Origin of the sequence: Chryseobacterium sp. P1-3, from assembly GCF_000738495.1 — a bacterium.
GTDB lineage: Bacteria > Bacteroidota > Bacteroidia > Flavobacteriales > Weeksellaceae > Chryseobacterium > Chryseobacterium gallinarum.
Window position 1 is genome coordinate 75,922 of sequence record NZ_JPEQ01000008.1, and the last position, 23,136, is coordinate 99,057.

Annotated in this window: 19 protein-coding genes and 3 pseudogenes; 14 read left to right on the forward strand and 8 right to left on the reverse strand. The window is 38.4% G+C overall.

From position 1 onward, the window contains the following. Window positions 1-54 precede the first annotated feature (54 nt). The 7 genes and pseudogenes from HX13_RS13130 (at window position 55) to HX13_RS13160 (ending at window position 7,824) form a co-directional block, all read left to right on the forward strand. A pseudogene (locus HX13_RS13130) lies at window positions 55-1,534 on the forward strand (alkaline phosphatase PhoX). Between the two features lie 67 nt (window positions 1,535-1,601). Next, entirely contained in the window at window positions 1,602-1,805 is a 204-nt protein-coding gene (locus tag HX13_RS13135) for a hypothetical protein (protein WP_050021482.1), read from the forward strand. A gap of 49 nt (window positions 1,806-1,854) precedes the next feature. Continuing rightward, on the forward strand, window positions 1,855-2,490 hold the full coding sequence (locus HX13_RS13140) for a hypothetical protein (protein WP_050021483.1): 636 nt from the start codon (window positions 1,855-1,857) through the stop codon (window positions 2,488-2,490). After that, a complete protein-coding gene (locus HX13_RS13145) occupies window positions 2,450-3,418 on the forward strand; it encodes a cytochrome-c peroxidase (RefSeq protein WP_050021484.1) in 969 nt (322 codons plus the stop codon). The genes HX13_RS13140 and HX13_RS13145 overlap by 41 nt, the downstream gene beginning before the upstream one ends. A 212-nt stretch (window positions 3,419-3,630) precedes the next feature. Then, complete coding sequence (locus HX13_RS13150) at window positions 3,631-6,027, forward strand: hypothetical protein (RefSeq protein ID WP_050021485.1); 2,397 nt, start codon at window positions 3,631-3,633, stop codon at window positions 6,025-6,027. Between the two features lie 75 nt (window positions 6,028-6,102). After that, window positions 6,103-6,339: a hypothetical protein gene (locus HX13_RS13155; RefSeq protein WP_050021486.1), complete on the forward strand. Its 237-nt coding sequence runs from the start codon at window positions 6,103-6,105 to the stop codon at window positions 6,337-6,339. A 9-nt stretch (window positions 6,340-6,348) separates the two neighbouring features. After that, window positions 6,349-7,824, forward strand: a complete 1,476-nt coding sequence (locus tag HX13_RS13160) for a M20/M25/M40 family metallo-hydrolase (RefSeq protein WP_050021487.1) — start codon at window positions 6,349-6,351, stop codon at window positions 7,822-7,824. 186 nt (window positions 7,825-8,010) lie between these two features. On the opposite strand, the gene ilvA is transcribed toward HX13_RS13160, so the two are convergent. The 8 genes and pseudogenes from ilvA to folP all read right to left on the reverse strand — a co-directional run bounded on the left by ilvA (window position 8,011) and on the right by folP (window position 16,602). Continuing rightward, the gene (gene ilvA, locus HX13_RS13165) at window positions 8,011-9,273 is read right to left on the reverse strand and encodes a threonine ammonia-lyase (protein WP_050021488.1); all 1,263 of its coding nucleotides are present in this window, start codon (window positions 9,271-9,273) and stop codon (window positions 8,011-8,013) included. Between the two features lie 10 nt (window positions 9,274-9,283). After that, window positions 9,284-10,332 (reverse strand): annotated as a pseudogene (ilvC, locus tag HX13_RS13170) (ketol-acid reductoisomerase). A 186-nt stretch (window positions 10,333-10,518) separates the two neighbouring features. Beyond that, on the reverse strand, window positions 10,519-10,800 hold the full coding sequence (locus HX13_RS13175) for a hypothetical protein (protein WP_053328367.1): 282 nt from the start codon (window positions 10,798-10,800) through the stop codon (window positions 10,519-10,521). Window positions 10,801-10,816: 16 nt separating this feature from the next. Continuing rightward, the gene (gene ilvB / locus HX13_RS13180) at window positions 10,817-12,541 is read right to left on the reverse strand and encodes a biosynthetic-type acetolactate synthase large subunit (RefSeq protein WP_050021490.1); all 1,725 of its coding nucleotides are present in this window, start codon (window positions 12,539-12,541) and stop codon (window positions 10,817-10,819) included. An 8-nt stretch (window positions 12,542-12,549) separates the two neighbouring features. Continuing rightward, window positions 12,550-14,229 carry a dihydroxy-acid dehydratase gene (ilvD, locus tag HX13_RS13185; RefSeq protein WP_050021491.1) on the reverse strand — a complete coding sequence of 560 codons (1,680 nt, stop codon included), beginning with the start codon at window positions 14,227-14,229 and terminating at the stop codon, window positions 12,550-12,552. Between the two features lies 1 nt (window position 14,230). Further along, window positions 14,231-14,422, reverse strand: coding sequence for a hypothetical protein (locus tag HX13_RS13190; RefSeq protein ID WP_050021492.1), 192 nt, complete (start codon window positions 14,420-14,422; stop codon window positions 14,231-14,233). A 175-nt stretch (window positions 14,423-14,597) separates the two neighbouring features. Beyond that, entirely contained in the window at window positions 14,598-15,470 is an 873-nt protein-coding gene (ilvE, locus tag HX13_RS13195) for a branched-chain-amino-acid transaminase (protein ID WP_050021493.1), read from the reverse strand. A 360-nt stretch (window positions 15,471-15,830) separates the two neighbouring features. Further along, window positions 15,831-16,602 (reverse strand): annotated as a pseudogene (gene folP / locus HX13_RS13200) (dihydropteroate synthase). Between the two features lie 315 nt (window positions 16,603-16,917). On the opposite strand from folP, the gene HX13_RS13205 reads away from it, so the two are divergent. The 7 genes from HX13_RS13205 (at window position 16,918) to tpiA (ending at window position 23,099) form a co-directional block, all read left to right on the forward strand. Then, window positions 16,918-17,484, forward strand: coding sequence for a DUF1599 domain-containing protein (locus HX13_RS13205; protein ID WP_050021494.1), 567 nt, complete (start codon window positions 16,918-16,920; stop codon window positions 17,482-17,484). A gap of 1 nt (window position 17,485) precedes the next feature. Continuing rightward, on the forward strand, window positions 17,486-18,601 hold the full coding sequence (locus HX13_RS13210; RefSeq protein ID WP_050021495.1) for a BT_3928 family protein: 1,116 nt from the start codon (window positions 17,486-17,488) through the stop codon (window positions 18,599-18,601). A 9-nt stretch (window positions 18,602-18,610) separates the two neighbouring features. Further along, the gene (locus HX13_RS13215; protein ID WP_128572408.1) at window positions 18,611-19,291 is read left to right on the forward strand and encodes a DUF6058 family natural product biosynthesis protein; all 681 of its coding nucleotides are present in this window, start codon (window positions 18,611-18,613) and stop codon (window positions 19,289-19,291) included. Window positions 19,292-19,298: 7 nt separating this feature from the next. Next, complete coding sequence (locus HX13_RS13220) at window positions 19,299-19,646, forward strand: TerB family tellurite resistance protein (RefSeq protein ID WP_050021497.1); 348 nt, start codon at window positions 19,299-19,301, stop codon at window positions 19,644-19,646. A 31-nt stretch (window positions 19,647-19,677) separates the two neighbouring features. Then, window positions 19,678-21,804, forward strand: coding sequence for a S9 family peptidase (locus tag HX13_RS13225; RefSeq protein WP_050021498.1), 2,127 nt, complete (start codon window positions 19,678-19,680; stop codon window positions 21,802-21,804). 50 nt (window positions 21,805-21,854) lie between these two features. Then, window positions 21,855-22,178: a GxxExxY protein gene (locus HX13_RS13230; protein WP_410493132.1), complete on the forward strand. Its 324-nt coding sequence runs from the start codon at window positions 21,855-21,857 to the stop codon at window positions 22,176-22,178. 162 nt (window positions 22,179-22,340) lie between these two features. Next, window positions 22,341-23,099 (forward strand): triose-phosphate isomerase, encoded by a 759-nt coding sequence (gene tpiA, locus HX13_RS13235; protein ID WP_050021499.1) that lies wholly within the window; start codon window positions 22,341-22,343, stop codon window positions 23,097-23,099. Window positions 23,100-23,136 lie beyond the last annotated feature (37 nt).

A 23,136-nucleotide genomic window follows, 5' to 3' on the forward strand; every position in this document is an offset into this window, starting at 1 on the left:
CCAGTTAATACTAGACCTTTAGTTTTGCCTTAATCGAAATTCAAAAAAACAATTATGAAAATTAACAAAACTATTGGTGCTTTATTATTTGCAACTGTCCTTTTTCAGGGCTGTAATGATGATAATAACGGTGACAGCAGCAACCCGGTTAATGATAAAATCAAGCTTGAAAACTTTTCTAAAAGAACCGGCTTTCGTTTTTGGAATGCCCGGTTTTGAAAACCTGAATATCACCACCCTTATTTCAAGCTCCGATGTTCTTTCCGGATCTCCTGATTTTGTTTTCGGAGGTCAGCCGGACGGGATGGGAATTATGAAAGATCCGAACTCTGACGGATACCTGATGATCACTAATCATGAGATCAAGCAATCGGTATCAAGAGTATATTTAGATAAAACATTCAGACCTGTAAAAGGAGAATATATCCTTAACGGTACGGGAGGAATGACCAGGTTATGTTCTGCTACACTAGCCACTCCGGAGATTCATGGTTTCAGTGCTTTTCTTACAGCGGGTGAATCAGGAGAAGAAAGTATGGTTCATGCTTTAAATCCTTTAGCTCCGGTTTCCCAGGCTTCAGATAAAACAAGGGTAAAACCGGCTTTAGGAAAGGCATCTATGGAAAATGCAGTTCCCCTTCCTAAGGATGTGTCCAACGGGAAATCTTATATCATTATCGGGGAAGACCAATCTTATTCTTCTTCTCATCAGTCTGCCGGACAATTGATCATGTATGTTGCCAATACACAGGGAGATTTAGATAACGGGAAATTATACGCTTTGAAGAGAACCAACAATAATTATACAGAAACTGATATGACGAAAGGAAACAGTTATGATGTGGAGTTTGTTGAGATCCCAAATGCTAAAAACCTTACAGGAGCCCAGATCAACCAGGCCAACATCAATAATAATGCAATCCGCTTCTCAAGAGTTGAAGATGTTGACTACAGAAAAGGAGCAGGAAAAGGCAGGGAAATTTATTTTACGGCTACAGGAGAATCTTCTGACGGAATGAATCCGAAACCGGGTTTAACCATGTGGGGAAGGGTCTATAAGCTTGTGCTTAATGCCAATAATATGCTGACAGGAAAACTTGAAGTAGTTGCTGAAGGAGATTCCAATCCGGGACACAATCTTATCAATCCGGATAATTTATGTGTTACTGAAAACTATGTTTATATTCAGGAAGACGGGGATTCATATTACAAAGCGGCAGCCCATGATTCTTACATCTGGCAGCTGAATATTGCAACCAAACAATATAAACCGTGGCTGAACATGAAACACAATAGAAATGATGCTGCCTGGCAGACGGCTTATAACCAGTCCGGGGACCTACAGAAATTCGGTTCATGGGAATTTGGGGCGATGGTTGATATTTCAGATATCATTGGTGTTCCTAATACTTTTTCGGTAAATATCCATTCTCATACATGGCAATCGGATAAATTCAAAAATCCTGATGGATCGGGTATCAATACCAATAAAGAAGGAGGACAGATTGTTATTATCAGAAACGTAGAAAAATAATTTTTAATTACCCCATAAAAATCAAAAGTATCAATAGAAAAACTTCTGTTGGTACTTTTTCATACCCATGAAAAAGCTTTCAAAATACCCTATTCTCCTGTTTTTATACTCTGCTATTGCTCTTTTTGTCCTTTCTTACTGTAAAAGTGACAAATATTCGCCTGTTTACGAAGATCTGGGTTCTGTAAAAAATGAAATTCTCAGAAACAATACTGAGTTTGAAAAACAGATCAACGGACTGATCGCACTCGTATCAAAAAAATACGGATGAAAAGATCCTCCAGGAAAAATTTGAAGAGTTAAGGAAAACCTATAAAAAAATGGAATGGGCGGTAGAATACTTTCTTCCCCACTCTGCACGGTTTATCAATGGTCCTGCACTTCCCGAAATAGAAATGGATGAACATACCGAGATAGAAGCGGAAGGATTACAGGTGCTGGAAGAAATGCTTTATCCTTATGATAAAACCAATAAGGAAGAGGTGATAAGATTCCTGAATAAACTGATCAATAAAAGCAATACGATCAAAACTAATTTTGAAGCGATTACGGTCAGCAAAGACCAGGTTTTTGATGCCCTAAGGCTGGAAGTTTTCCGGATTTCAAGCTTAGGAATTTCGGGATTTGACACTCCGGTTTCAGGAACTTTTTTAAAAGAAATGCCTTATTCCCTCGAAGGAGTAAAGCAAACTTTACAGCAAATCTCCACAGAACAATCAAAAGATAAAGCCTTAAAAAGCATTATTTCAGAAATCAATTCAGCCATTGGCGTTTTGAAGAAAAACACAGATAAAAATACATTTGATTACGTCAATTTTATTCCTGATCATCTCAACAAAATAACATTCCTTCTCCTGGAATTCAAGAAACAGGAAAAGATCCCGGACGTGGAAGTGACTACTGCTTTGAATAAAAATGCACCTACTTTTTTTTGCCATCAATGCATTCAATCCTGATGCTTTTACTCCCGGAAAAGAATATGCATATTCTGAAGAAAAGGCCGCCCTTGGCAAGAAACTTTTTAATGACAAGATCCTTTCCAATAACAACACCAGGAGCTGTGCTACCTGCCATATTCCTGAAAAAGCCTTTACTGACGGTCTCCCTAAATCCATGTCTCTGGAAAATTCAGAACTTTCCCGAAATGCTCCTTCCCTGAATTATGCTGGATTCCAGCATGGGCAGTTTTGGGATATGAGGAAAGATGACCTTGAGGGGCAAAGCTCTGATGTTATTTCCAATAAAGAAGAAATGCATGGTGACCTCAATCTGATCCTGGTAAAAATTAATCAGCATAAAGAATATCAATCAGCCTTTGAAAAGATCTACCACTCTCCGAAAACCGAAGTATGGCAGCTTCAGAATGTGCTGGCGAGCTATATCCGTTCATTAGCGGGATTCAATTCTGATTTTGACCATTATATGCGGGGGAATAAATCTGCCATGAATGAAAGCCAGAAGCGGGGATTCAATCTTTTTGTAGGAAAAGCGCAATGTGCCATTTGTCATTTTGTTCCCTTGTTTAACGGAACTGTCCCTCCTGTTTTCAAAAAAACAGAACAGGAAGTGCTTGGCGTGGCCGTCAATGGGGAAAACAAAACATTTGATGAAGATCCGGGAAGAGGAAAGTTTCATGAGACGGTGGCTTCATTACAGCATTCCTTTAAAACTCCAACGTTAAGAAACATCAATAAAACAGCACCTTACATGCACAACGGAGGCTATAAAACCCTGAGGGAAGTAATGGATTTTTATAACAAAGGTGGTGGAAAAGGTATAGGTTTTACAATTGAAAATCAAACCCTCTCCGATACTCCTTTACAACTTACCAACCAGGAAATTGACGATATCATTGAGTTTATGAAAGCTCTGGATGACAGATAAAAAACAGGGAGAAAAAAACTGAAAGTTATTTTCAGCAACAGGTGCCAAAGATAATTTACCAGCTATTTAAGCGGGTAATAATCTTCCCGCTCCCAGCTTCATACTTCCAACCTTGTCCCACTTCTTCATTATCAGGTCAGATCAATGTTATACTCTGTTAAAAAACTTTTCCAAAACAATAAATATCATTAATTTTGACCTAGTTTTTTTACATGAAAAGGGGTTTACTGCTATTATTATTTTTGATATCTTTTCTGGGGTATTCACAATTAAAAATTAAAATTGTTGATGACGTCAGCCAAAAGCCTGTCCCCAATGCTAAAGTGTCTTGTGACAATAAGGTTCTCGGCTATACAAATGCTCAGGGTACTCTGGAATTTAAAGCTGCCTGTACAGCCATCACTATTGAAGCTGAATCTTATCAGAAAGAAACAGCCAATGTGGAAAGCAGTATGGAAATATCCCTGCTCAGAAAAACTTCAAAAACTACGGCTATTGAAGCAGTTGTCATCGAAGATAAAAGTGATCCCAGGGCTCTTGAAATTTTAAAGAAAGTAAATCAGCTATTTAAAGAAAATTCTCCGAAAAGCTTAGCTTCATATTCATACAAATCCTATGAGAAGATCTCTCTGGATATTGATGAGGACAGCATTTCCCAGTTCAAAGAATATTTTAATGATTTAAACATTTTCAAGAAAAAGAGAGAAAAAGATTCACTCAACAACATTACTGCAAGAAAAATCTTCGCTAAAAGTAAATTATTCCTTTGGGAAAGAGCCCAGGAATTCCTGTATTCTAAAAAATATGGTGAAAAAATTAATATCCTGGACAACAGAATTTCGGGCCTGAAGCAGCCTATCTATGAAATGATTGCCCTGCAGCAAAGTAACAGGGATGTTGTTCCTGAACAGATCAAACAGGAAAACAGGGGACTTTACCGTTATTTTCTTTCTGATACCGTTGAACTTGACGGAAGGAAAAATTTTGTCATCCGTTTCCGTGAAGTGAATTATAAAAACCCTGACAGAAAAAGAAAATACAATGGTGCCATCTATGTGGATACCGAAACCTATGGAGTCAAAAAAATTGAAAATTTCAGTAAAAACAAAAACGACGGAATTATCACCAGTACCTGGATATTTTACAATAATAAATGGTTTCTTGCTCATGAGAAAGCAAAGCTTAAAATGGGTAAAATGGCCATGGATGACAAAGACCGTTTCAACAAAAAAGACAAAAAAAGCTTTGGCACCTACGCTTTCCTCACTTCAAAATACTTTGACTTCGAATCTCCGATTGAGGTAAGTTCTAAGGACTTCAAAGGCTATACTTTTTCCGTAAAGAGCATTGACGGGCATTCTCTGGAACATTACAGGACTGATCCGCTTACCGAAAGGGAACGCAATACCTATACAACGATTGACAGCTTAGGCAAAAAATATAAAATCGATAATAAAGCCCAGATACTCTCCGGTTTGCTGAATGGACAAATCAGGGTAGGCTCCGTAGATTTTGCAGTGGATGAAGTAGTTAATTACAACTCTTACGAAGGATTCAGATTAGGATTAAAAGCTAAGGTGAATGAAAATTTCAATCCTTATTTTTCTCCGGATTATTATTTTGCTTACGGGGTGAAAGACCGGAGATGGAAATATGGCATGGGAATAGACATCAAAACTACTCTGGAAAAGAATTCGTTTTTCAGATTTGATTTTTACGACGATGTAACGGCCTCCGGTGAATTTTACAGAAGACTCTGGAATTTTAAAATGAGAATGGCCAATTTTGGAAATAACCTTAATAATGACCGGTATTATCATTTTAAAGGAGCCTCGCTATCATACCTGAATGACGTAACCAACGGGCTTACCTTAGCTTTCGCCCTGAGAAGGAATATTGAGGAAGCGGAATTCGATTATCAGTTTAAAGATGAAGGTTCTTCGTTTAAAAACTTCAATACGCTGTTTACCTTAAAATATTCCCCGAATTCTACCAATATTATGACTCCGCAGGGAAAATCCCTGATTGACCAGAAATACCCGGAATTGTATTTTAATTATGAACAGAGTTACAGGACTTTAGGTGGTAATTTCAATTACTCACGTTTTGATGCCCTTTTTGTTCACAACTTTAAAACCCCGCTTGGAATAACCGGATTCAGATTGTATGGAGGAATGGTATTCGGAGAGGCCCCGATCTGGAAAAACTTTACCATGAACGGACTGGCATCTCCCGGTAAAGATTTCAATTTCAACCTTACTTCATTTCTGGGATTTGCAACACTGGAAGGCGGAAAATACTACAATGATAAATTTGTGGCCTATTATTTCACCCACAAGCTACCATGGTATTTCAAAAGCTTCGGTCATAATGTTTCGAGTTTCGACTTTGTATTGCGGGGAACAATTGGAGATATGAAATATCCGGAGTACCATCAGTTCAGGTTCAAACCGCTCAACCATCTTTATCAGGAAGTCGGTCTGGAATGGAATAATTTCCTTTCGAGCTATTTCAATCTAGGGTTGTTTTACAGGGTAGGTTATTATACTACCCCTAATTTCAAACAAAATTTTGCCATCCAGTTTAAATTGAAATTTTTAGAATTTTAAACTCTGATTTTTCCAGAGAAATAAAAAAGATCCAGTTTAAAACCATTTTTAAAATCAACGATAAAATATAATAAAATGCAGAAAATCGAAATAAAAGCAGAACAGTTTTTTGAGTTATTAAAGTTGAAAGATACTTCCATGTGGGCAATTTTCTCACAAATGATCGACGGAAATGAAAAAGAAATCATTTTTTTAGATCATGAGGAAAAAATCCTTTTCAATTATATTTTACCTTCCACTACTGAAAAGCTGGAAGAAGACCGGAAAGAGTTTTCAAAACAATTTTCAGAAAAGTTGGCTAACTTTAATTAAAAATTTCTGATGAATAAACACTATATTTTTTCGCTGCTGAGTTTTCTTTTATTCAGTTTCGGAAATGCCCAAAACTATAAAAAACCTTTGGTTTCTGCCATTAAGGAGGCCGATCTGCGGAAAGATATGTATGAGCTTGCGGCAGACCAGTTCTGGGGAAGGGAAGCCGGCACACTGGATGAATTAAAAGTTTCGATGTGGCTTGCTGACAAAGCCAAAGAAGCCGGAATGCAACCTGCTGGTGATAATGGTACTTTTTTCCAGTTTTTTGAAATGTACAGGCATCAGATTACCCCCCAAAGCAGCCTGAAAATCGGAAATAATAATCTGAAGCTATGGAAAGATTTCCTTGTTGCGGAACCGGTGAATGCTTCTGTGGATGCAGAGGTGGTGTATGCCGGAAATACCGAACCTGAAGACCTATCCCAGCTCAATATCAAAGGAAAGGTTCTTGCTGTGAATGCTTCCGATAAAAATATCGAAAAGGAAATGACCCTTTTTATAAGAAGGTATCCCGGTTTTATACGGACAAAATACTACAATAAAGCCTATGAACTGGGAGCAAAAGCCATTATCTTCATTACCGATGATATTTCTGAAAAAAGCTGGCCGGAAGTGCTTCCCCAGATGACAAGAGGCAGCTACGGAGTAGAAGGTTTGAGAGAAAAAATCACCAACAATATTCCTGTGCTGTGGATCAAAAAGGAAAATACCGATTGGGTAAAAAATAATCCGAAAGTTACCCTGACCCTGACCCTGACCACCGAAACTTATAAATACCCTTCCGTTAATATCATTGGTAAAATAGAAGGAACCGATCCCATCCTTAAAAATGAATATGTTTTGCTTAGCGGACATCAGGATCACGACGGAATCAGACATCCTGTAAAAAACGATACGATCTATAATGGCGCTGATGATAATGCCAGTACTTGTGTAGCCATGCTGGCAATGGCAAGAGCTTATAAAAAGCAGCCGGGTAAAAGAAGCATTCTGTTCGTTTTCCATGGTGCTGAAGAAAGAGGTTTACTGGGGTCGCGGTGGCATGCCGCCCATCCTGTAGTACCCAGGGAAAAAATTGTAGCCGTTCTGAATGGGGATATGATTGGAAGAAACAATAATGATGAAGCAGCTTTACTGGGAGGAAACGCTCCTCATAAAAATTCAGAAGAACTGGTAAAAATGGCGGAAGAGGCTAATAATGAAAGTACAAAATTTAAATACCTGAAGGATTGGGATTCCCCTAACCATGCTGAGTATTTTTATTTCAGAAGTGATCATCTTCCTTATGCTAAAATGGGTATCCCTGCTATCTTTTTCACCAGCGTACTTCATGAACAGTACCATACCCCACAGGATGAATCTGAAAACATCAACTACAAAAAACTGTATAAAATGACCGAATGGATGTACAGAACATCCTGGAAAGTAGCCAACGAGACCGGACGTCCGAAAGTTATAGCCAACTTTTCACTTGAACGATAAATAAAAAGCTTCACAAAAATTTGTGAAGCTTTTTCATCATTGTGTTTTCAGAATCAAAACTAAACTCACCGGATTGAAACTAAAAAATCATCGTAATCTATTTGATCAGCAAGACTGTTTAACAAAAATGTACTTTTATCTGGAAACAAAAGAATAAAAAGTAACTTCTGCTTCCAGTCTTCTATCCTAAATAAGAAGGTTCATTAAAGAAGGATCATTATTCAGGTAATTGACAAAAAAATCATATTTTTTCATTTTCTCAATCAATGGTGGGAAATCATTATTTTGTTTCAGGGCAATTCCTACAACGGCAATTCCTTTTTCTTTTGAGTTTTTCTGGGTATACTCGAAATAAGTGATGTCATCATCAGGTCCCAGAACATCCATTACAAAAGTTTTCAAAGCTCCGGGACGTTGTGGAAACCTGACCAGGAAGTAGTGCTTCAATCCTGCATATAAAAGGGCTTTCTCTTTAATCTCTTCCATACGGGTAATATCATTATTGCTTCCACTGATGATACATACTACATTTTTCCCCTGGATTTCTTCCTTATATTTATTCAGTACAGCCACAGAAAGCGCTCCTGCAGGCTCTACCACAATTGCATCTTTGTTGTACAACGAGAGGATGGTTTCGCACACCAGTCCTTCGTCTACAGTAGCCATATCGTATAATACATTCCGGCAAGAATTAAAAGTAAGATCTCCCACTTTCTGGACGGCTGCACCATCCACAAACCGGCTTATTTTTTCCAGAAGGACAGGTTTTCCTTTTTCCAGGGCTTTTTTCATGCTGGCTGCTGCCGAAGGTTCCACTCCTATGATTTTTGTTTCCGGAGACAATTCCTTAAATACCGAACATACTCCTGCAGCCAGGCCACCTCCTCCTACGGGTACAAAAAGATAATCTACAGGCCGGACAGCCTGTTCCAGTATTTCCAGGGCCACAGTAGCCTGTCCTTCTATGATGGCAGGATCATCAAAGGGATGAATAAACACCCTGCTATGATTCTGGCAAAACCTCATCGCAGCATCTTTAGCTTCATCAAAGGTATCTCCATACAGTACGACATCAATATAATGGCCGCCAAACATTTTCACCTGTTCCAGTTTTTGGCCGGGAGTAGGCAAAGGCATGAAAATAGTCCCTTTCACTTTCATCTTATTGCATGCGAAAGCTACTCCCTGGGCATGATTTCCAGCACTTGCACAAACCACTCCTTTTTCAAGTTCTTTTGAGGACATGGTAGCCATTTTATTATAAGCTCCCCTGATTTTATATGATCTTACCTGCTGAAGATCTTCCCTTTTAAAGCTGATATTGGCTTTGTAGAGATTAGAAAGATTATAATTAACGGCCAAAGGAGTTCTTACAATAACTCCTTTCAGCCTTTCCCCTGCCTGATAGACACCCTCCGGAACAGATGTTCCTATTTCCTCTTTCACCATTTTCCGTATATTAATTGTTTTCGGGTCTGAGGCTTCGGACGGTTTTGCCTGCCTGCCACATTTCGCTTTCTCTTAGCTCTGCGAGCTCAGCTTCTAATTTTTCCCTGTAATCCGGTTTGCTATTGCTGTCAATGGACCGCTGGGCTTCATTTCCCTTCGCTACATTGTCATAAAGTTCCTCAAACAAAGGAGAAGTAGCGTCTCTAAAAAACGTTTCCACCAGTCTAATGCCCCTCGCTGGGCAGTAGTACTGCAATTCGCATACATCCAATCCATTCCGTTCTCTGCAACCAATGGCATTAATGATTGCGTCAGCTCTTCTACGGTTTCATTAAACGCTTCGGAAGGGCTGTGTCCGTTTTTTCTCAAAACATCATACTGAGCTGCAAATATTCCCTGTACAGCGCCCATCAGCGTTCCTCTTTCCCCTGCCAGATCGCTGTATACTTCTTTCTTGAAATCCGTTTCAAATAAATATCCGCTTCCTATGGCAATTCCCAAAGCGGTTACTCTTTCTCTTGCTTTCCCCGTAGCGTCCTGGTACACGGCAAAGCTGCTGTTCAGCCCCCTATCCTGAAGAAACATTCTTCTCAACGAGGTTCCTGAACCTTTAGGGGCTACCAGGAAAACATCAACATCCGCAGGAGGAACAATTCCCGTGCGCTCATTAAACGTAATTCCGAAACCATGAGAAAAATACAAAGCTTTTCCCGGGGTAAGATGTTGTTTTACTTTAGGCCAGTATTCAATTTGTGCGGCATCACTTAACAGATAACAGATGATTGTTCCTTTCTCCAATGCCTCTTCAATTTCAAATAAAGTTTCTCCGGGAACAAATCCGTCTGCTACTGCTTTATCCCAGGATTTCGAGTTTTTCCTCTGTCCAACAATGACATTAATTCCGTTGTCTTTCTGGTTAAGAGCCTGACCAGGCCCCTGCACTCCATATCCGATTACGGCTACTACTTCATTTTTTAACACTTCCTGAGCTTTTTTCAGGGGAAACTCTTCTCTTGTTACTACGTTTTCTTCAACTCCGCCAAAATTCAATTTTGCCATCTTTCTTGATTTTAATTATTATATTATTTTTTTATGTAAGTTTTGTTTAAAACACTTAATTCTTTTAAGGTCAGGATCTCATACAACAAACAAGCTCACATAAGCCTGGCATCCATGAAACCTGCTATTTACTGTATCTTAAATGTTAATGTTTTTAGGGTTCTGCTAACAGTTTTATTTTTACATTTAACTGGCATATTCCATGGTTGTGAGATGGGGATTTTTATGATAATGAACCTCCAGTACATCTACCTGTTTCTCCATTTGCCGGGTAATCTTCTGAACCGATTCTTCCGTTTCCCTGATGACAATTACAAATTTTTTAATGCGCTCCATTTCGGAAGGACCTACATTGAAATTCACCATAGAAATCCTTCTTCTTGAAAAAATAGCATTGATCCTGCCGATCAAACCTAAATAATCTTCTGTATATGCCGTTATGGTATATTCTTTATGTTCTGTTCTCATTTTTTTCTTTTTTGTTTTAAACTTTATGCTGTAATACAATTTCCGAAACACTTTTCCCCTGGGGAATCATTGGAAACACATTGTGCTCTTTTCCTGTCATTACCTCCAGAAGAAAAGCTCCCTTATGATCAAGCATCTCATGAAGCGCCTCTTTCAGCTCTTCCCTCTGAGCTACTTTCCTTCCCTGAATTTCATATCCCTTTGCTACCTGAACAAAATCCGGACTCTGGATATCAACAGACGAATATCTTTCTTCATGAAACAGCTCCTGCCATTGCCTTACCATTCCCAGGTAACCATTATTAAGAATTAAAATTTTCACATCAGAATGGTACTGCATAATGGTTCCCAACTCCTGGATATTCATCTGCGCTCCTCCATCTCCCATTACTGCGATAACGGGGCGCTTGTTTACAGCATAGGCAGCTCCTATGGCAGCCGGAAGGCAAAATCCCATCGTTCCCAATCCCCCACTGGTAATATTAGTCCGGGGATGATTAAACCGGGAATATCTGCAGGTGATCATCTGATGCTGTCCTACATCGGTTACAATAATAGCCTCACCGGCTGTTATCTCATTAAGATACCGGATGACTTCTCCCATGGTAATCTCTCCCTCCAACGGATATAACTCTTTATTAATCAAGGTTGTACTTTCAATTTCAAAACACTCTTTAAATTTTTGATGCCAGGACCTGTATTGTTTTTCCTGTATCAGAAGAGTAAGCAGAGGCAATGTTTCCTTACAATTCCCAAGGACAGGCACATCTGCCTTTACATTCTTATTGATCTCAGCCTTATCAATATCCAGGTGAATAATTTTTGCCTGTTTAGCATATTCATCCAACCTTCCCGTAACACGGTCATCGAAACGCATTCCCACTGCAATCAGGACATCGCATTCATTGGTAAGGACATTGGGACCATAATTTCCGTGCATCCCTACCATCCCAACCGCCTGTGGATGATCCGTAGGGATTACCCCCATTCCCAATACCGTCCAGGCAACGGGAATCCCTGATTTTTCAGCAAATTCTAAAAATTCCTGTTCTGCTTTTCCCAGCATAATTCCCTGCCCGGCAATAATGAATGGTTTTTCCGCCCGGTTAATCATCTCAGCTGCCTGGCTGATTCTTTCCATATCCGGAACAGGATCCGGCTTATAGCTTCTCAGTGTATGGCAAGGCCTATAACCCTGATACAAAATGTGCTGCAGCTGGGCATTTTTGGTAACATCAATCAATACCGGACCCGGACGGCCGGATTTTGCTATATAAAATGCTTTAGCTAAAACTTCAGGTAGCTCGTGGGCATCTGCTACCTGGTAATTCCATTTGGTCACAGGACTTGTAATATTCATCACATCAATTTCCTGAAAGGCATCAGTTCCCAGCAGGTGTTCAAAAACCTGGCCTGTGATGCATACCAGAGGGGTATTATCCAGTAAAGCATCTGCCAGTCCTGTTACAAGGTTTGTTGCTCCGGGTCCGCTGGTTGCCAGTACAACGCCCACTTCTCCCGATGCTCTTGCCAGTCCCTGTGCTGCATGTACTGCTGCCTGCTCATGGCGTACGAGGATATGCTCAAGCTTTCCCTGGTAATCATAAAGGGCATCATAAATAGGGATAATGGCACCTCCGGGATATCCGAAAACCGTTTTAACCCCTTCCTGCAGGAAGGATTCAAGGATGATCCTACTCCCGCTAAGCTCTCTTTCTGCTGATAAATTCAGATTCTCCATATATTTTATTAAGTGATTTCGTCTGTTACACAGCCTTCAGCGGCTGATGATACGGTCATTGCATATTTGTACAGCAGTCCTTTTTTCACCTTAAGATCAGGTTTCTGCCATCCTTTTTTTCTTTTTGTAATTTCTTCATCTGAAACCTTTAGCTGTATGGTATTGTTCACAGCATCTATTTCAATAAGATCATTGTCTTTCACAAAAGCTATCAAGCCGCCTTCGTGGGCTTCGGGAGTAATATGTCCCACTACAAAACCATGCGTTCCTCCACTAAAGCGACCATCGGTAATTAAAGCAACACTGCTTCCTAATCCGGCACCTATCAGGGCACTGGTGGGCTTCAGCATTTCCGGCATTCCCGGAGCTCCTTTGGGGCCTTCATGGCGGATAACAATTACATCTCCATGCTGTACGGTACCATCCTGAATTCCCCTGATCAGATTTTTCTCTCCGTCAAATACTCGGGCTTTTCCTACAAACCGCTCTCCTTCTTTACCGGTTATTTTGGCTACACTACCTTTTTCCGCAAGGTTTCCATATAATATTCTCAGGTGTCCTGTTTCTTTTACCGGTTCCGAGAGAGGTTTTATAATTTTTTGTTTTTCGAAATCCAGGCTGGGGACGTCTTTCAGGTTTTCTGCCAGTGTCTTTCCGGTAACCGTCAGACAATCTCCATGTAGTAATCCCTGTTCCAGTAAATACTTCATTACAGCAGGTGTACCGCCATGTTCATGCAAATCCTGCATCAGGTACTTTCCGCTGGGTTTCAGATCTGCCAGTACCGGAGTACAGTCACTCATTTTTTGAAAATCATCCTGGGTTACAGAAACTCCTACACTTTTAGCCATTGCTATAAAATGGAGAACGGCGTTGGTACTTCCTCCGAGAATGATAATCAGGCGAAGGGCATTTTCAAATGCTTTCCGGGTCATAATATCTGATGGCTTAATATCCTTTTCCAGCAAAATTTTCAGATATTTTCCTGCTTCCAGGCATTCATTTTCTTTTTCTTTGCTTAGTGCAGGATTGGATGAAGAGTATGGCAGACTCATTCCCAATGCCTCTATTGCTGAAGCCATTGTATTGGCTGTATACATTCCGCCGCAGGCTCCGGCTCCGGGACAGGAATTTTTAATCACTCCATCAAAGTCTTCTTCTGAAATTTCCCCTGCAATCTTCTTTCCCAACGCCTCGAAAGCTGAAACAATATTGAGAGATTCTCCTTTATAGCATCCCGGAGCTATGGTTCCGCCATATACCATGATCGACGGTCTGTTCAGCCTGCCCATCGCGATAATGGTTCCGGGCATATTTTTATCACATCCCGGCAAAGCGATCACTCCATCATAATATTGAGCTCCGCAGATGGCTTCAATACTGTCTGCTATCACGTCACGGCTTACCAGGGAATACCGCATCCCATCTGTTCCGTTGCTCATTCCGTCACTTACACCAATGGTATTGAAGATTAATCCAGCCAGTCCGTGATCCCAGGTTCCTCTTTTTACTACTTTAGCTAAATCATTCAGGTGCATATTGCATGTATTCCCGTCATATCCCATGCTGGCAATCCCGATCTGGGCTTTATGCATATCTTCTTCTGTAAAGCCTATCCCATACAACATTGCTTTTGCTGCGGGTTGTTCTCTGTTTTGGGTAAATGTTTTTGAATATTTATTTAACATATTATCCTTCTTTTTTTATTCTCATTTTTTTTATCCTGTTTACGGGTATTGTTATCCCTAAATTTCTGTTTGTGATGGAAAAATCATACATTAAATCAATATTTCCAATCCCTAGCTCATCAGATGCTTTAACAATAGTCAGTTCTTTTTTTAGTATTGAAACTGTTTCCGGAAAACAATTTCCATCCTTCAATGGAATATTAAATATTTAATTTCCGGACTTATAAATGAAGCCTATGGTTTAATTCTGGTTCAAAACTACAGCTTGTAATATTTTTTTATTTTCAACATTTCTGAAAATTACAATATCCAATCGTTCAAAAAAGGATTACATTATACTGATAATCAATTATTTAAATAATTAAAATTTACAATGACAAAACTCTTACAAGTTTCAAATACGCCTGTTGGACTTTTCTGCTTGCTGTATCTTCCCAGTTTCTGGTAAAAGGAACATCATCCAGGGACTCCAGTGCAACGATTTCGGCAGCTGTACCACAGAAAAAGCCAGCATCAGCACCACGCATTTCCTCCGGCTTAAAAAATGTTTCTTTTACAGGAATATCAAGCTGTTCGCAGATTTCCATAACCGTTTGCCTTGTGATACCCGGAAGGATGCTCCCTTTGGCCGGGGTGAATAAGACACCGTCTTTTTCATAGAAAACATTGGCTCCCGAACTCTCTGCAACATTTCCGTTTTCATCCAGTACCAAAGCTTCATCATAGCCTTTGTCCCTGGCATCCTGACAGGCCAGGATAGAATTCACATAATGTCCTCCTACTTTGGCTTCCACCTTAAAAGCTTTAGGATTAGGCCGCTGGAATTCTGAAGTCATGACCTTCATTTTATCAGCCAGATAACCGTTATTCCATTCCCAGGCGAGTAAAGAGAGATAAGACTTTTGCCCTTTTGAAAGGGACATATTGGGTGAGCAAGTAACTAACGGACGAATGTAAGCATCTGATAACCCGTTTCGTTCCAACAAATCGTAGGTAAGGCCAGTAAGTTCTTCCACCGAATAATCAAACGGAATATGCATTAGTTCTGCTGATCTTTTTAATCTTTCATAATGTTCTTTAGCCTTAAAAATTCTGGTTCCATGATCTGTACTGTAAGATTTTATTCCTTCAAAAACGGAATATCCGTAATGAAGAGATTGCCCGTAAAGATCCATCCCGGCTTCTTTTGCCTTCATAAAATTTCCATCAAAATAGATGACCGTGTCGTCGTTGTAATACATATTATAGTGGTTTAATAAATTAAAAATGAATAAAAAAAAAGCCCTCTCACGCTGTGAGAGGGCTCATATATGTACAGTCATACACATTCCTTCTCACAGACGCAAGGGAATAATAATGACGATAATAATTACTGCTAATATCTGAAACATAATTACTGTATAAAAGTTAAGACAAAAAAAGCCGTTTCAAAATGAAACGGCCTGTATATAATTTAAATTAAAATCTATTTTAAAATGCCGTTTCCTTACTGTTGTTAATGACAACAGCAATAATAGAAATGACAATATTTTTTTGATTTATAAAATTCATGTTGCAAATGTATAAACTTTTTAATTACTCACAAGTTTTTTTAACACTTTTTATTTTTTCTGCAAAAATCGCATGAGAGTTTCCCTGCCTTCAGCTACATCATGAACTCTTACAATCTTAGCGCCTTGTTCCAAAACTTTCATATGGAGTTTTTGTGTCTCTTCGTTGATATCCAAAGGAGATTTTCCAAGAGGTTTATAGATAAATGATTTTCTGGAAATTCCTATTAATAAAGGAAATCTTTCAAAACCAAGATATTCAACTTCATGAATCATTTTCATCTGGTCTTCAACTGTTTTTCCAAACCCGAAACCAGGGTCAAGGATGATATCTTTTACTCCCTTCTGTAAGAGATCATGTACCTTTTTGGAAAAATAGCGGTTAACTTCCAAAGTAATATCCTCAAATCGGATTTTATCATGCATGGTTTCATAGGACGGATTTATATGCATTAAAATGTAAGGAAGTTTTGTTTCTGCTGCTGTATCAAACATTTTTTTCGTCATATTGCCCTCCTGAAATATCGTTGATTATATCAACTCCTTCGTTATATCCGAATCTTACTGTTTCAGCATAAAAAGTATCCAGGGAAATCAATATTTCCGGAAATTCTTTTTTAATCCGGGAGATGGTGTTTCCTATTCTTCTTATCTCTTCCCTGCTGCTTAAAAATTCAGCATTAGGGCGTGTAGACTGTGGTCCGATATCAATAATTTCTGCACCCTCTTTCACCAGTTTTTCTGCATGTTTCAACGCTGAATTCTCATTGTTGAATTTTCCACCATCGGAGAACGAATCCGGAGTCAGATTAAGGATTCCCATGATTTTCGGAATATCAAGTTGTACCAGCCTGCCATTACAGTTGATGGAATACACAGGAGCATTTGAACGAGTTAGCATTTGAGTGTCTGACAGCATTAGGTTATAATAGGTGAATGTTTATGTACTGCAAAATTAAGAATTTGTACGATGTATTTCTGCACAACATATTTCAAGATCATCCACCATTTTATTTTTTCGCCTTGAAGCCTCATAATTATGGGCGGAAACTCGTCAGATATGCTCTCCTATTCCTATAACTCTAAAAATTTAAAAATCTAAAACCTAATTCGTATATTTGGAAGATTAAGAAATTTTATGCTAAAAACGTCAGTACAATTCGAGAAAATTATCAGTCAGTGCCGTGATCTTTTCAGTAAAAAGCTGCAGGATTATGGGGCAGCATGGAGGGTGTTGAGGCCCAGTTCCATTACGGACCAGATTTATATCAAAGTCAATAGAATCCGTACCCTTCAGATGACCGATAAAAAGATGGTGGATGAAAGTGAAGAAGATGAATTTATTGCCATTGTCAACTATTCTATTATCGGGCTTATCCAACTTGAGAAAGGCTTTTCCAATGATTTTAATGAAAATAAGGAGGAAATTTTAGTCCTTTACGATAAATATGCCAGCGAAGCAAAAGCTTTAATGGAAAGAAAAAATCATGATTATGGTGAGGCATGGAGAGATATGAGAATATCTTCCATTACTGATCTTATTTATCAAAAAGTATTGAGAACGAAACAGATTGAAGACAACCAGGGGCAGACAATTGTTTCTGAAGGCCTGGATGCCAACTATTTCGATATGCTGAATTACGCTGTTTTCTGCCTGATCAAGTTCTCTGAAAAAGAAAACCAATTCGAACCCAAAACTATTTAATATGATCAAAGGTTTATTACGCTTTATTATTGCAGTTATTTTTATCCTGTCCGGCTTTGTAAAAGCTGTGGATCTGGTAGGTTTTTCTTTCAAAATGGAAGAATATTTTTCGCCTGCTGTTTTCAATATGCCATTTTTTGAAAAATTTGCGCTGCTGTTTTCAATTATTGTTGTTATGTTGGAACTTTTCCTTGGATTTATGCTGCTGCTTAAATTAAAGCTTAAATTTACCTTATCAGCCTTAATCGTGCTTTGTATTTTCTTTGGGTTCCTCACCTTCTATTCTGCTTACTTCAATGTAGTTACTGATTGCGGATGTTTTGGTGATGCTATTAAATTTACTCCATGGCAAAGCTTCATCAAGGATATTGTTCTTCTGGCCGGACTTATTATTTTGTTTATACTCTACAAAAAAGAATTCCGTAAAAAGGATTCATATGGATATAACAATGACAGAAAGGAATCTTCAGGGAAGTTTAAATATTATATTTTAGGTGCTTTTTCTTTTGTAATGATTTACATTATGACTCAGGGAATTATGCATGAGCCATTGATTGACTTCCGGGATTATAAAATTGGTACCAATCTGAAAACGGAAAAGGAAAAAATCAATAAAAATCCTTCCGAATATAAAACCTTCTATTCTCTTAAAAACCAGAAAACAGGAGAAGTTGTAAAGGTTAATCAGGATGATTACATCAAAGAGACCCAATATTGGGAAGAAGGCTCTCCATGGAAAATTGAGGAAGGGAAAAATGAATCTGTCCTTGTAAAAGAAGGTTACAAATCGGAGATTGTGAAATTCAAAATTGAAGATCCTTCGGGAGCGGAAATTACGGAATCAATTATTAATGCTCCCAAAGCTATCGTTGTATTCTCCTACCATCCTAAAGAGGTGCCTGCTGACCTGCTTCAAAAAGTAGAGGCAAAAGTTAATGCCCAAAAAGGAGCACTGATCTATGGAGTTTCAACGGATCCGAACACCTTTAAAATAATCAAAAATGCAATGATGGACGGGACCGGTATTAAAACCATTGCGCGAAGTAACCCTTTTGTACTGATCCTGGAAAATGGAAAAATTGTAGATAAGCAACCTGCAAAAGATTATGTCAAATAGATGAAAGGTATGGAACAAAATTTTGAATATATTAATAAGAATTATATTACGGAAGAAAAATTATGCAGCATAACAGGCATCACAAAAGATGATCTATCAGGACTTATCCAAAATCAACTGGTTCCCGACGCTTCCTATACCGTTACCCGCAGTATAAAGATCACCTCTCCTCTTAAGGATGAATTTCAGAGTGAAATAGCAGAAAGGTACTTCAGCAAAAGCTGCATTTCAATAGTTGAAAAGAATAAGGAGTTAAAAGACAGCCGGCAATATAAGGCAGAATTTAAAGAAAAATTCAGCCAGCTTTTAATGCGCCATCCTGATAAGAATTTTGCTTATCACAATATTTTCAGCAATGAATCTCCGGACCAGGAAAAGCTCAATGAAGTTTTTGAAAGCGAATGGAATGCCTATTGTGAAGGAATATATGGAATCTGTACTCTGAACTCAACCGAGGAAGAAATTGTAAAAAAGGAAATTGCTGTAAAAAAACTGATGCAATTCAATACCGAATTTTCTCAAAAACCTCTTAATACAAACGAAATTGAAGAATTACTCAGGCTGAATGATGAATTCAATGAAGTGGCCAACCGATTTGCCCCTTATCAGAGAGATTCAAGCAGCAGAGGAAAATATCTTGATAAAATATTAGAAAACAATAATTTAGATTATTTAGTAAAGAAATATTAAAACAATTATGCAAAAATCAAATAAATCTATCGCCGGCTATCACCTGTTAATGATCCTTTCTTCCGTAGACGGAGAATTTGCCCCTGAAGAAGGAATGCTGGTACAACAATATTTAGCGGATGAATTTCCATTCCGAATGAATCTTGATAATGAGCTGGAAATCCTTGCTTTACTACAACCTGAGGAATGGAAAGATCATTTTGAATTTCACGCCAGATGTTTCCATGATGATTCTACGGAAGAGGAACGCGTAAAATTTGTAAAATTTGCGAAATCATTAATCAAAGCAGATCATAAAGTAACTGAGGAAGAACATACTTTTTATGTTCTTCTGAAAAATCTGTGGGGATTATAATCAGCCATCCCAAATCACTAAACTCTCTACCATGAAAAAAATTTATTTAGGATTATTAGTAATGAGTACAGCTACATTCCAGTCTCAGAAATTTCCGGATCTGAAAGCTCCTGTTGCAGAAAAGCAGGAACATATAAGGGATATACACGGTGATAAGGTCAATGATCCTTATTACTGGATGATTGATTATTTCAAAAAAGGAAGAGACTCTACTAAAGTCGTTGAGTATTTAAAGGCAGAAAACAAGTATTGGGAGGCCATGATGAAAGATACCGAGTCTTTCAGGGAAAAGCTTTTCCAGGAGATGAAAGCCAGAATCAAGGAAAAGGATGAATCTGTTCCTGTATTTAAAAACGGGTATTATTATTACAGCAGAACAGAAGCAGGAAAACAATATTTCAAGTACTGCAGAAAAAAAGGAAGCCTTACCGCACCGGAAGAAATTTTGCTGGACGTGGATCAGCTGGCTGAAGGACATCCTTATTATTCGGCATCCGGATTCAGCATCAGCCCGGATAATACCAAAATGATCTATGGCGTGGATGATGTTTCCAGAAGGCAATATAAACTATTTTTAAAAGATTTGTCCACCGGAAAAACAACAGACCTTGGAATTAAAAATACTACAGGATCTGCGACATGGGCCAATGACAATAAAACTATCTTCTATACCTCTAAAAATCCTGAAACTCTCTTAACAGAAAAGATTTTCAGACACACTCTAGGAACAGATGCTGCTAAAGATGTTCTTGTGTACGAAGAAAAAGACAAAACCAATTATATTGGAGTTGGCAAATCCAAGAATCAGAAATTCATCATGCTTGATTCGCAGTCTACCACTTCTTCTGAAACAAGATATCTGGACGCTGATGATCCCAACGGGACTTTCAAGGTTTTTCAGCCGAGAATGAAGGATGTCCTTTATGATGTAACCCCATTGGAGGATAAATTTTTAATCACCACCAATAAGGATGCCCTTAATTTTAAGGTTGTGGAAGCCCCATTAAACAAAACAGAAGTTGAAAACTGGAAGGATTTTATTCCACACAGAAAAGATGTTCTGATACAGGGGATTTCTGAATTTAAGAATTACCTGGTATTCAGTGAAAGACAAAACGGTCTTTCCCAATTGGTGATTTATGACAGGAAAACGGGAAAAAAAGAATTTTTAAAGTTTGATGAACCTACATATACCGTATATCCATCCGGTAACCCTGAATACAATACAGACAACTTCCGTTTCGGCTATACTTCCATGATTACTCCCAGTTCACAATTTGAACAGGATTTAAAAACGGGAAAAAGAACCCTTTTGAAGCAGCAGGAAGTTCTGGGAGGTTATAATAGAACCAATTATACCACTGAAAGACTTTTTGCCACAGCGAAAGACGGAACCCGGATTCCTATTTCAATCGTTTACAAGAAAGGATTCAAAAAGGATGGTAACAGCCCGTTATTGCTGTATGCTTACGGTTCATACGGAAGTTCAATGGATGCTACATTCAACAGTAACAGGCTCAGTCTGCTGGACCGGGGCTTTGCCTATGCCATTGCCCATATCCGCGGAGGTCAGGAAATGGGAAGGCAGTGGTATGAAGACGGTAAAATGATGAAAAAGAAAAATACTTTTACTGATTTCATTGATGCCGGGGAATATCTGGTTAAAGAAAAATATACTTCTCCAAAACATTTGTATGCCCAAGGGGGAAGCGCCGGAGGCCTTTTAATGGGAGCAATAATCAATATGAGTCCTGATCTTTGGAATGGGGTAATCTCCCAGGTCCCTTTTGTGGATGTTGTGAATACCATGCTGGATGCCAGTATTCCATTAACGACCAACGAGTATGATGAGTGGGGAAATCCCGGTAACAAAGAGGCTTATTTCTATATGAAGTCTTATTCTCCTTATGAAAATATAGAGAAAAAGAATTATCCCAATCTATTGGTAACAACAGGTCTGCATGATTCCCAGGTACAGTATTTTGAGCCGGCCAAATGGGTTGCCAAATTACGGGATATGAAAACCGACAACAATGTATTATTATTAAAAACCGATATGGATTATGGCCATGGTGGGGCTTCCGGAAGGTTTGATTACCTGAAGGATATTGCTTTGGTGTATGCGTTCATGTTTAAACTGGAAGGGATAAATCAGTAATATAAGAATATCAGCTCGCAGATTTTGCAGATTTCGCAGATTTTTTTCTAATGACAGAAAATGAAATTTCATATATCGTAAGAAAGTGTGTTTTCAATGTTTATAACCAATTAGGCCCTGGTTTACTTGAATCTGTATATCAAAAAATCCTGATTTATGAATTAGAAGAAAATGGCTTAGATGTTAAATCTGAGGTAATACTACCAGTATATTATGATAACAAAAAGTTTGATATTAATTTTAAAATTGACATCTTAGTAGAAGACAAAGTGATCTTAGAATTAAAATCAATAAAGGAGCTGGATAACGTTCATTATAAGCAGCTATACACTTATTTAAAGTTATCAAATAAAAAAATTGGGACTGTTAATTAACTTTAATACTTCCAATATTTTAGACAATATAAAAAAGAGTTGTAAATAACTTATAATGACAATTAATCTGCTCAATCAAACAAATCAGCGTGAGAAAATATTAAGTTCGCAGATTCATTAGAGTAAAAATTAAAAGTAAAAATAAATCAATATAATAAATCTATGAGAAGAAAGATCGTAGCAGGAAACTGGAAAATGAACAAAAATGTAATTGATGCCCAACAATTGATGATTCAGTTACTAAGCTATAAAAACAATAATGCTACCAACTGCGAAGTGTGGATTGCTCCGCCTTCTTTATACCTGATGATGGCGAAAGACATTTTTGAAAATGATGAAATCGGGGTATTTTCCCAGGATATGAGCGAGCATGAAAGTGGTGCTTACACCGGAGAAATTTCTGCAGATATGCTGGAATCTATTGATGTAAACGGTTCATTGATCGGCCACTCTGAAAGAAGACAATATCACGGAGAAACAGATTCACACTGCAACAGAAAAATCAAGTTGGCATTAGACAAAGGGCTTACTCCTATCTATTGCAACGGAGAAACCCTTGAGCAAAGAAAAGCAGGGCAGCATCTGGAAGTCGTAAAAAACCAAACTGAAGTAGCTTTGTTTACTCTTTCGGCTGAAGAAATCAAAAAAGTAGTAATTGCTTACGAACCGGTTTGGGCAATCGGAACAGGAGAAACCGCAAGTCCGGAACAGGCTCAGGAAATCCATGCCCACATCAGAAATATTATTGCAACAAAATACGGACAGGAAGTAGCTGATGAAGTATCTATCCTGTATGGAGGTTCCGTAAAACCGGATAATGCCAAAGAAATATTTTCTCAGCCGGATATTGACGGTGGCCTTATTGGAGGGGCAGCATTAAAACTGGAAGATTTCTCTAAAATTATTGAGGCATTCAATTAATTAATTTTACAGAACATTATATTTTTCCGGACCCTCT

Coding starts and splice junctions, on each gene's coding strand:
- ilvB (WP_050021490.1), bottom strand. CDS start 12,541: ATGGAGAATCTGAATTTATCAGCAGAAAGAGAGCTTAGCGGGAGTAGG.
- HX13_RS13210 (WP_050021495.1), top strand. CDS start 17,486: ATGATCAAAGGTTTATTACGCTTTATTATTGCAGTTATTTTTATCCTG.
- HX13_RS13155 (WP_050021486.1), top strand. CDS start 6,103: ATGCAGAAAATCGAAATAAAAGCAGAACAGTTTTTTGAGTTATTAAAG.
- HX13_RS13225 (WP_050021498.1), top strand. CDS start 19,678: ATGAAAAAAATTTATTTAGGATTATTAGTAATGAGTACAGCTACATTC.
- HX13_RS13205 (WP_050021494.1), top strand. CDS start 16,918: ATGCTAAAAACGTCAGTACAATTCGAGAAAATTATCAGTCAGTGCCGT.
- HX13_RS13220 (WP_050021497.1), top strand. CDS start 19,299: ATGCAAAAATCAAATAAATCTATCGCCGGCTATCACCTGTTAATGATC.
- ilvA (WP_050021488.1), bottom strand. CDS start 9,273: ATGGTGAAAGAGGAAATAGGAACATCTGTTCCGGAGGGTGTCTATCAG.
- tpiA (WP_050021499.1), top strand. CDS start 22,341: ATGAGAAGAAAGATCGTAGCAGGAAACTGGAAAATGAACAAAAATGTA.
- ilvE (WP_050021493.1), bottom strand. CDS start 15,470: ATGTATTACAACGACGACACGGTCATCTATTTTGATGGAAATTTTATG.
- HX13_RS13145 (WP_050021484.1), top strand. CDS start 2,450: ATGCACCTACTTTTTTTTGCCATCAATGCATTCAATCCTGATGCTTTT.
- ilvD (WP_050021491.1), bottom strand. CDS start 14,229: ATGTTAAATAAATATTCAAAAACATTTACCCAAAACAGAGAACAACCC.
- HX13_RS13160 (WP_050021487.1), top strand. CDS start 6,349: ATGAATAAACACTATATTTTTTCGCTGCTGAGTTTTCTTTTATTCAGT.
- HX13_RS13140 (WP_050021483.1), top strand. CDS start 1,855: ATGGAATGGGCGGTAGAATACTTTCTTCCCCACTCTGCACGGTTTATC.
- HX13_RS13135 (WP_050021482.1), top strand. CDS start 1,602: ATGAAAAAGCTTTCAAAATACCCTATTCTCCTGTTTTTATACTCTGCT.
- HX13_RS13175 (WP_053328367.1), bottom strand. CDS start 10,800: ATGAGAACAGAACATAAAGAATATACCATAACGGCATATACAGAAGAT.
- HX13_RS13230 (WP_410493132.1), top strand. CDS start 21,855: ATGACAGAAAATGAAATTTCATATATCGTAAGAAAGTGTGTTTTCAAT.
- HX13_RS13150 (WP_050021485.1), top strand. CDS start 3,631: ATGAAAAGGGGTTTACTGCTATTATTATTTTTGATATCTTTTCTGGGG.
- HX13_RS13215 (WP_128572408.1), top strand. CDS start 18,611: ATGGAACAAAATTTTGAATATATTAATAAGAATTATATTACGGAAGAA.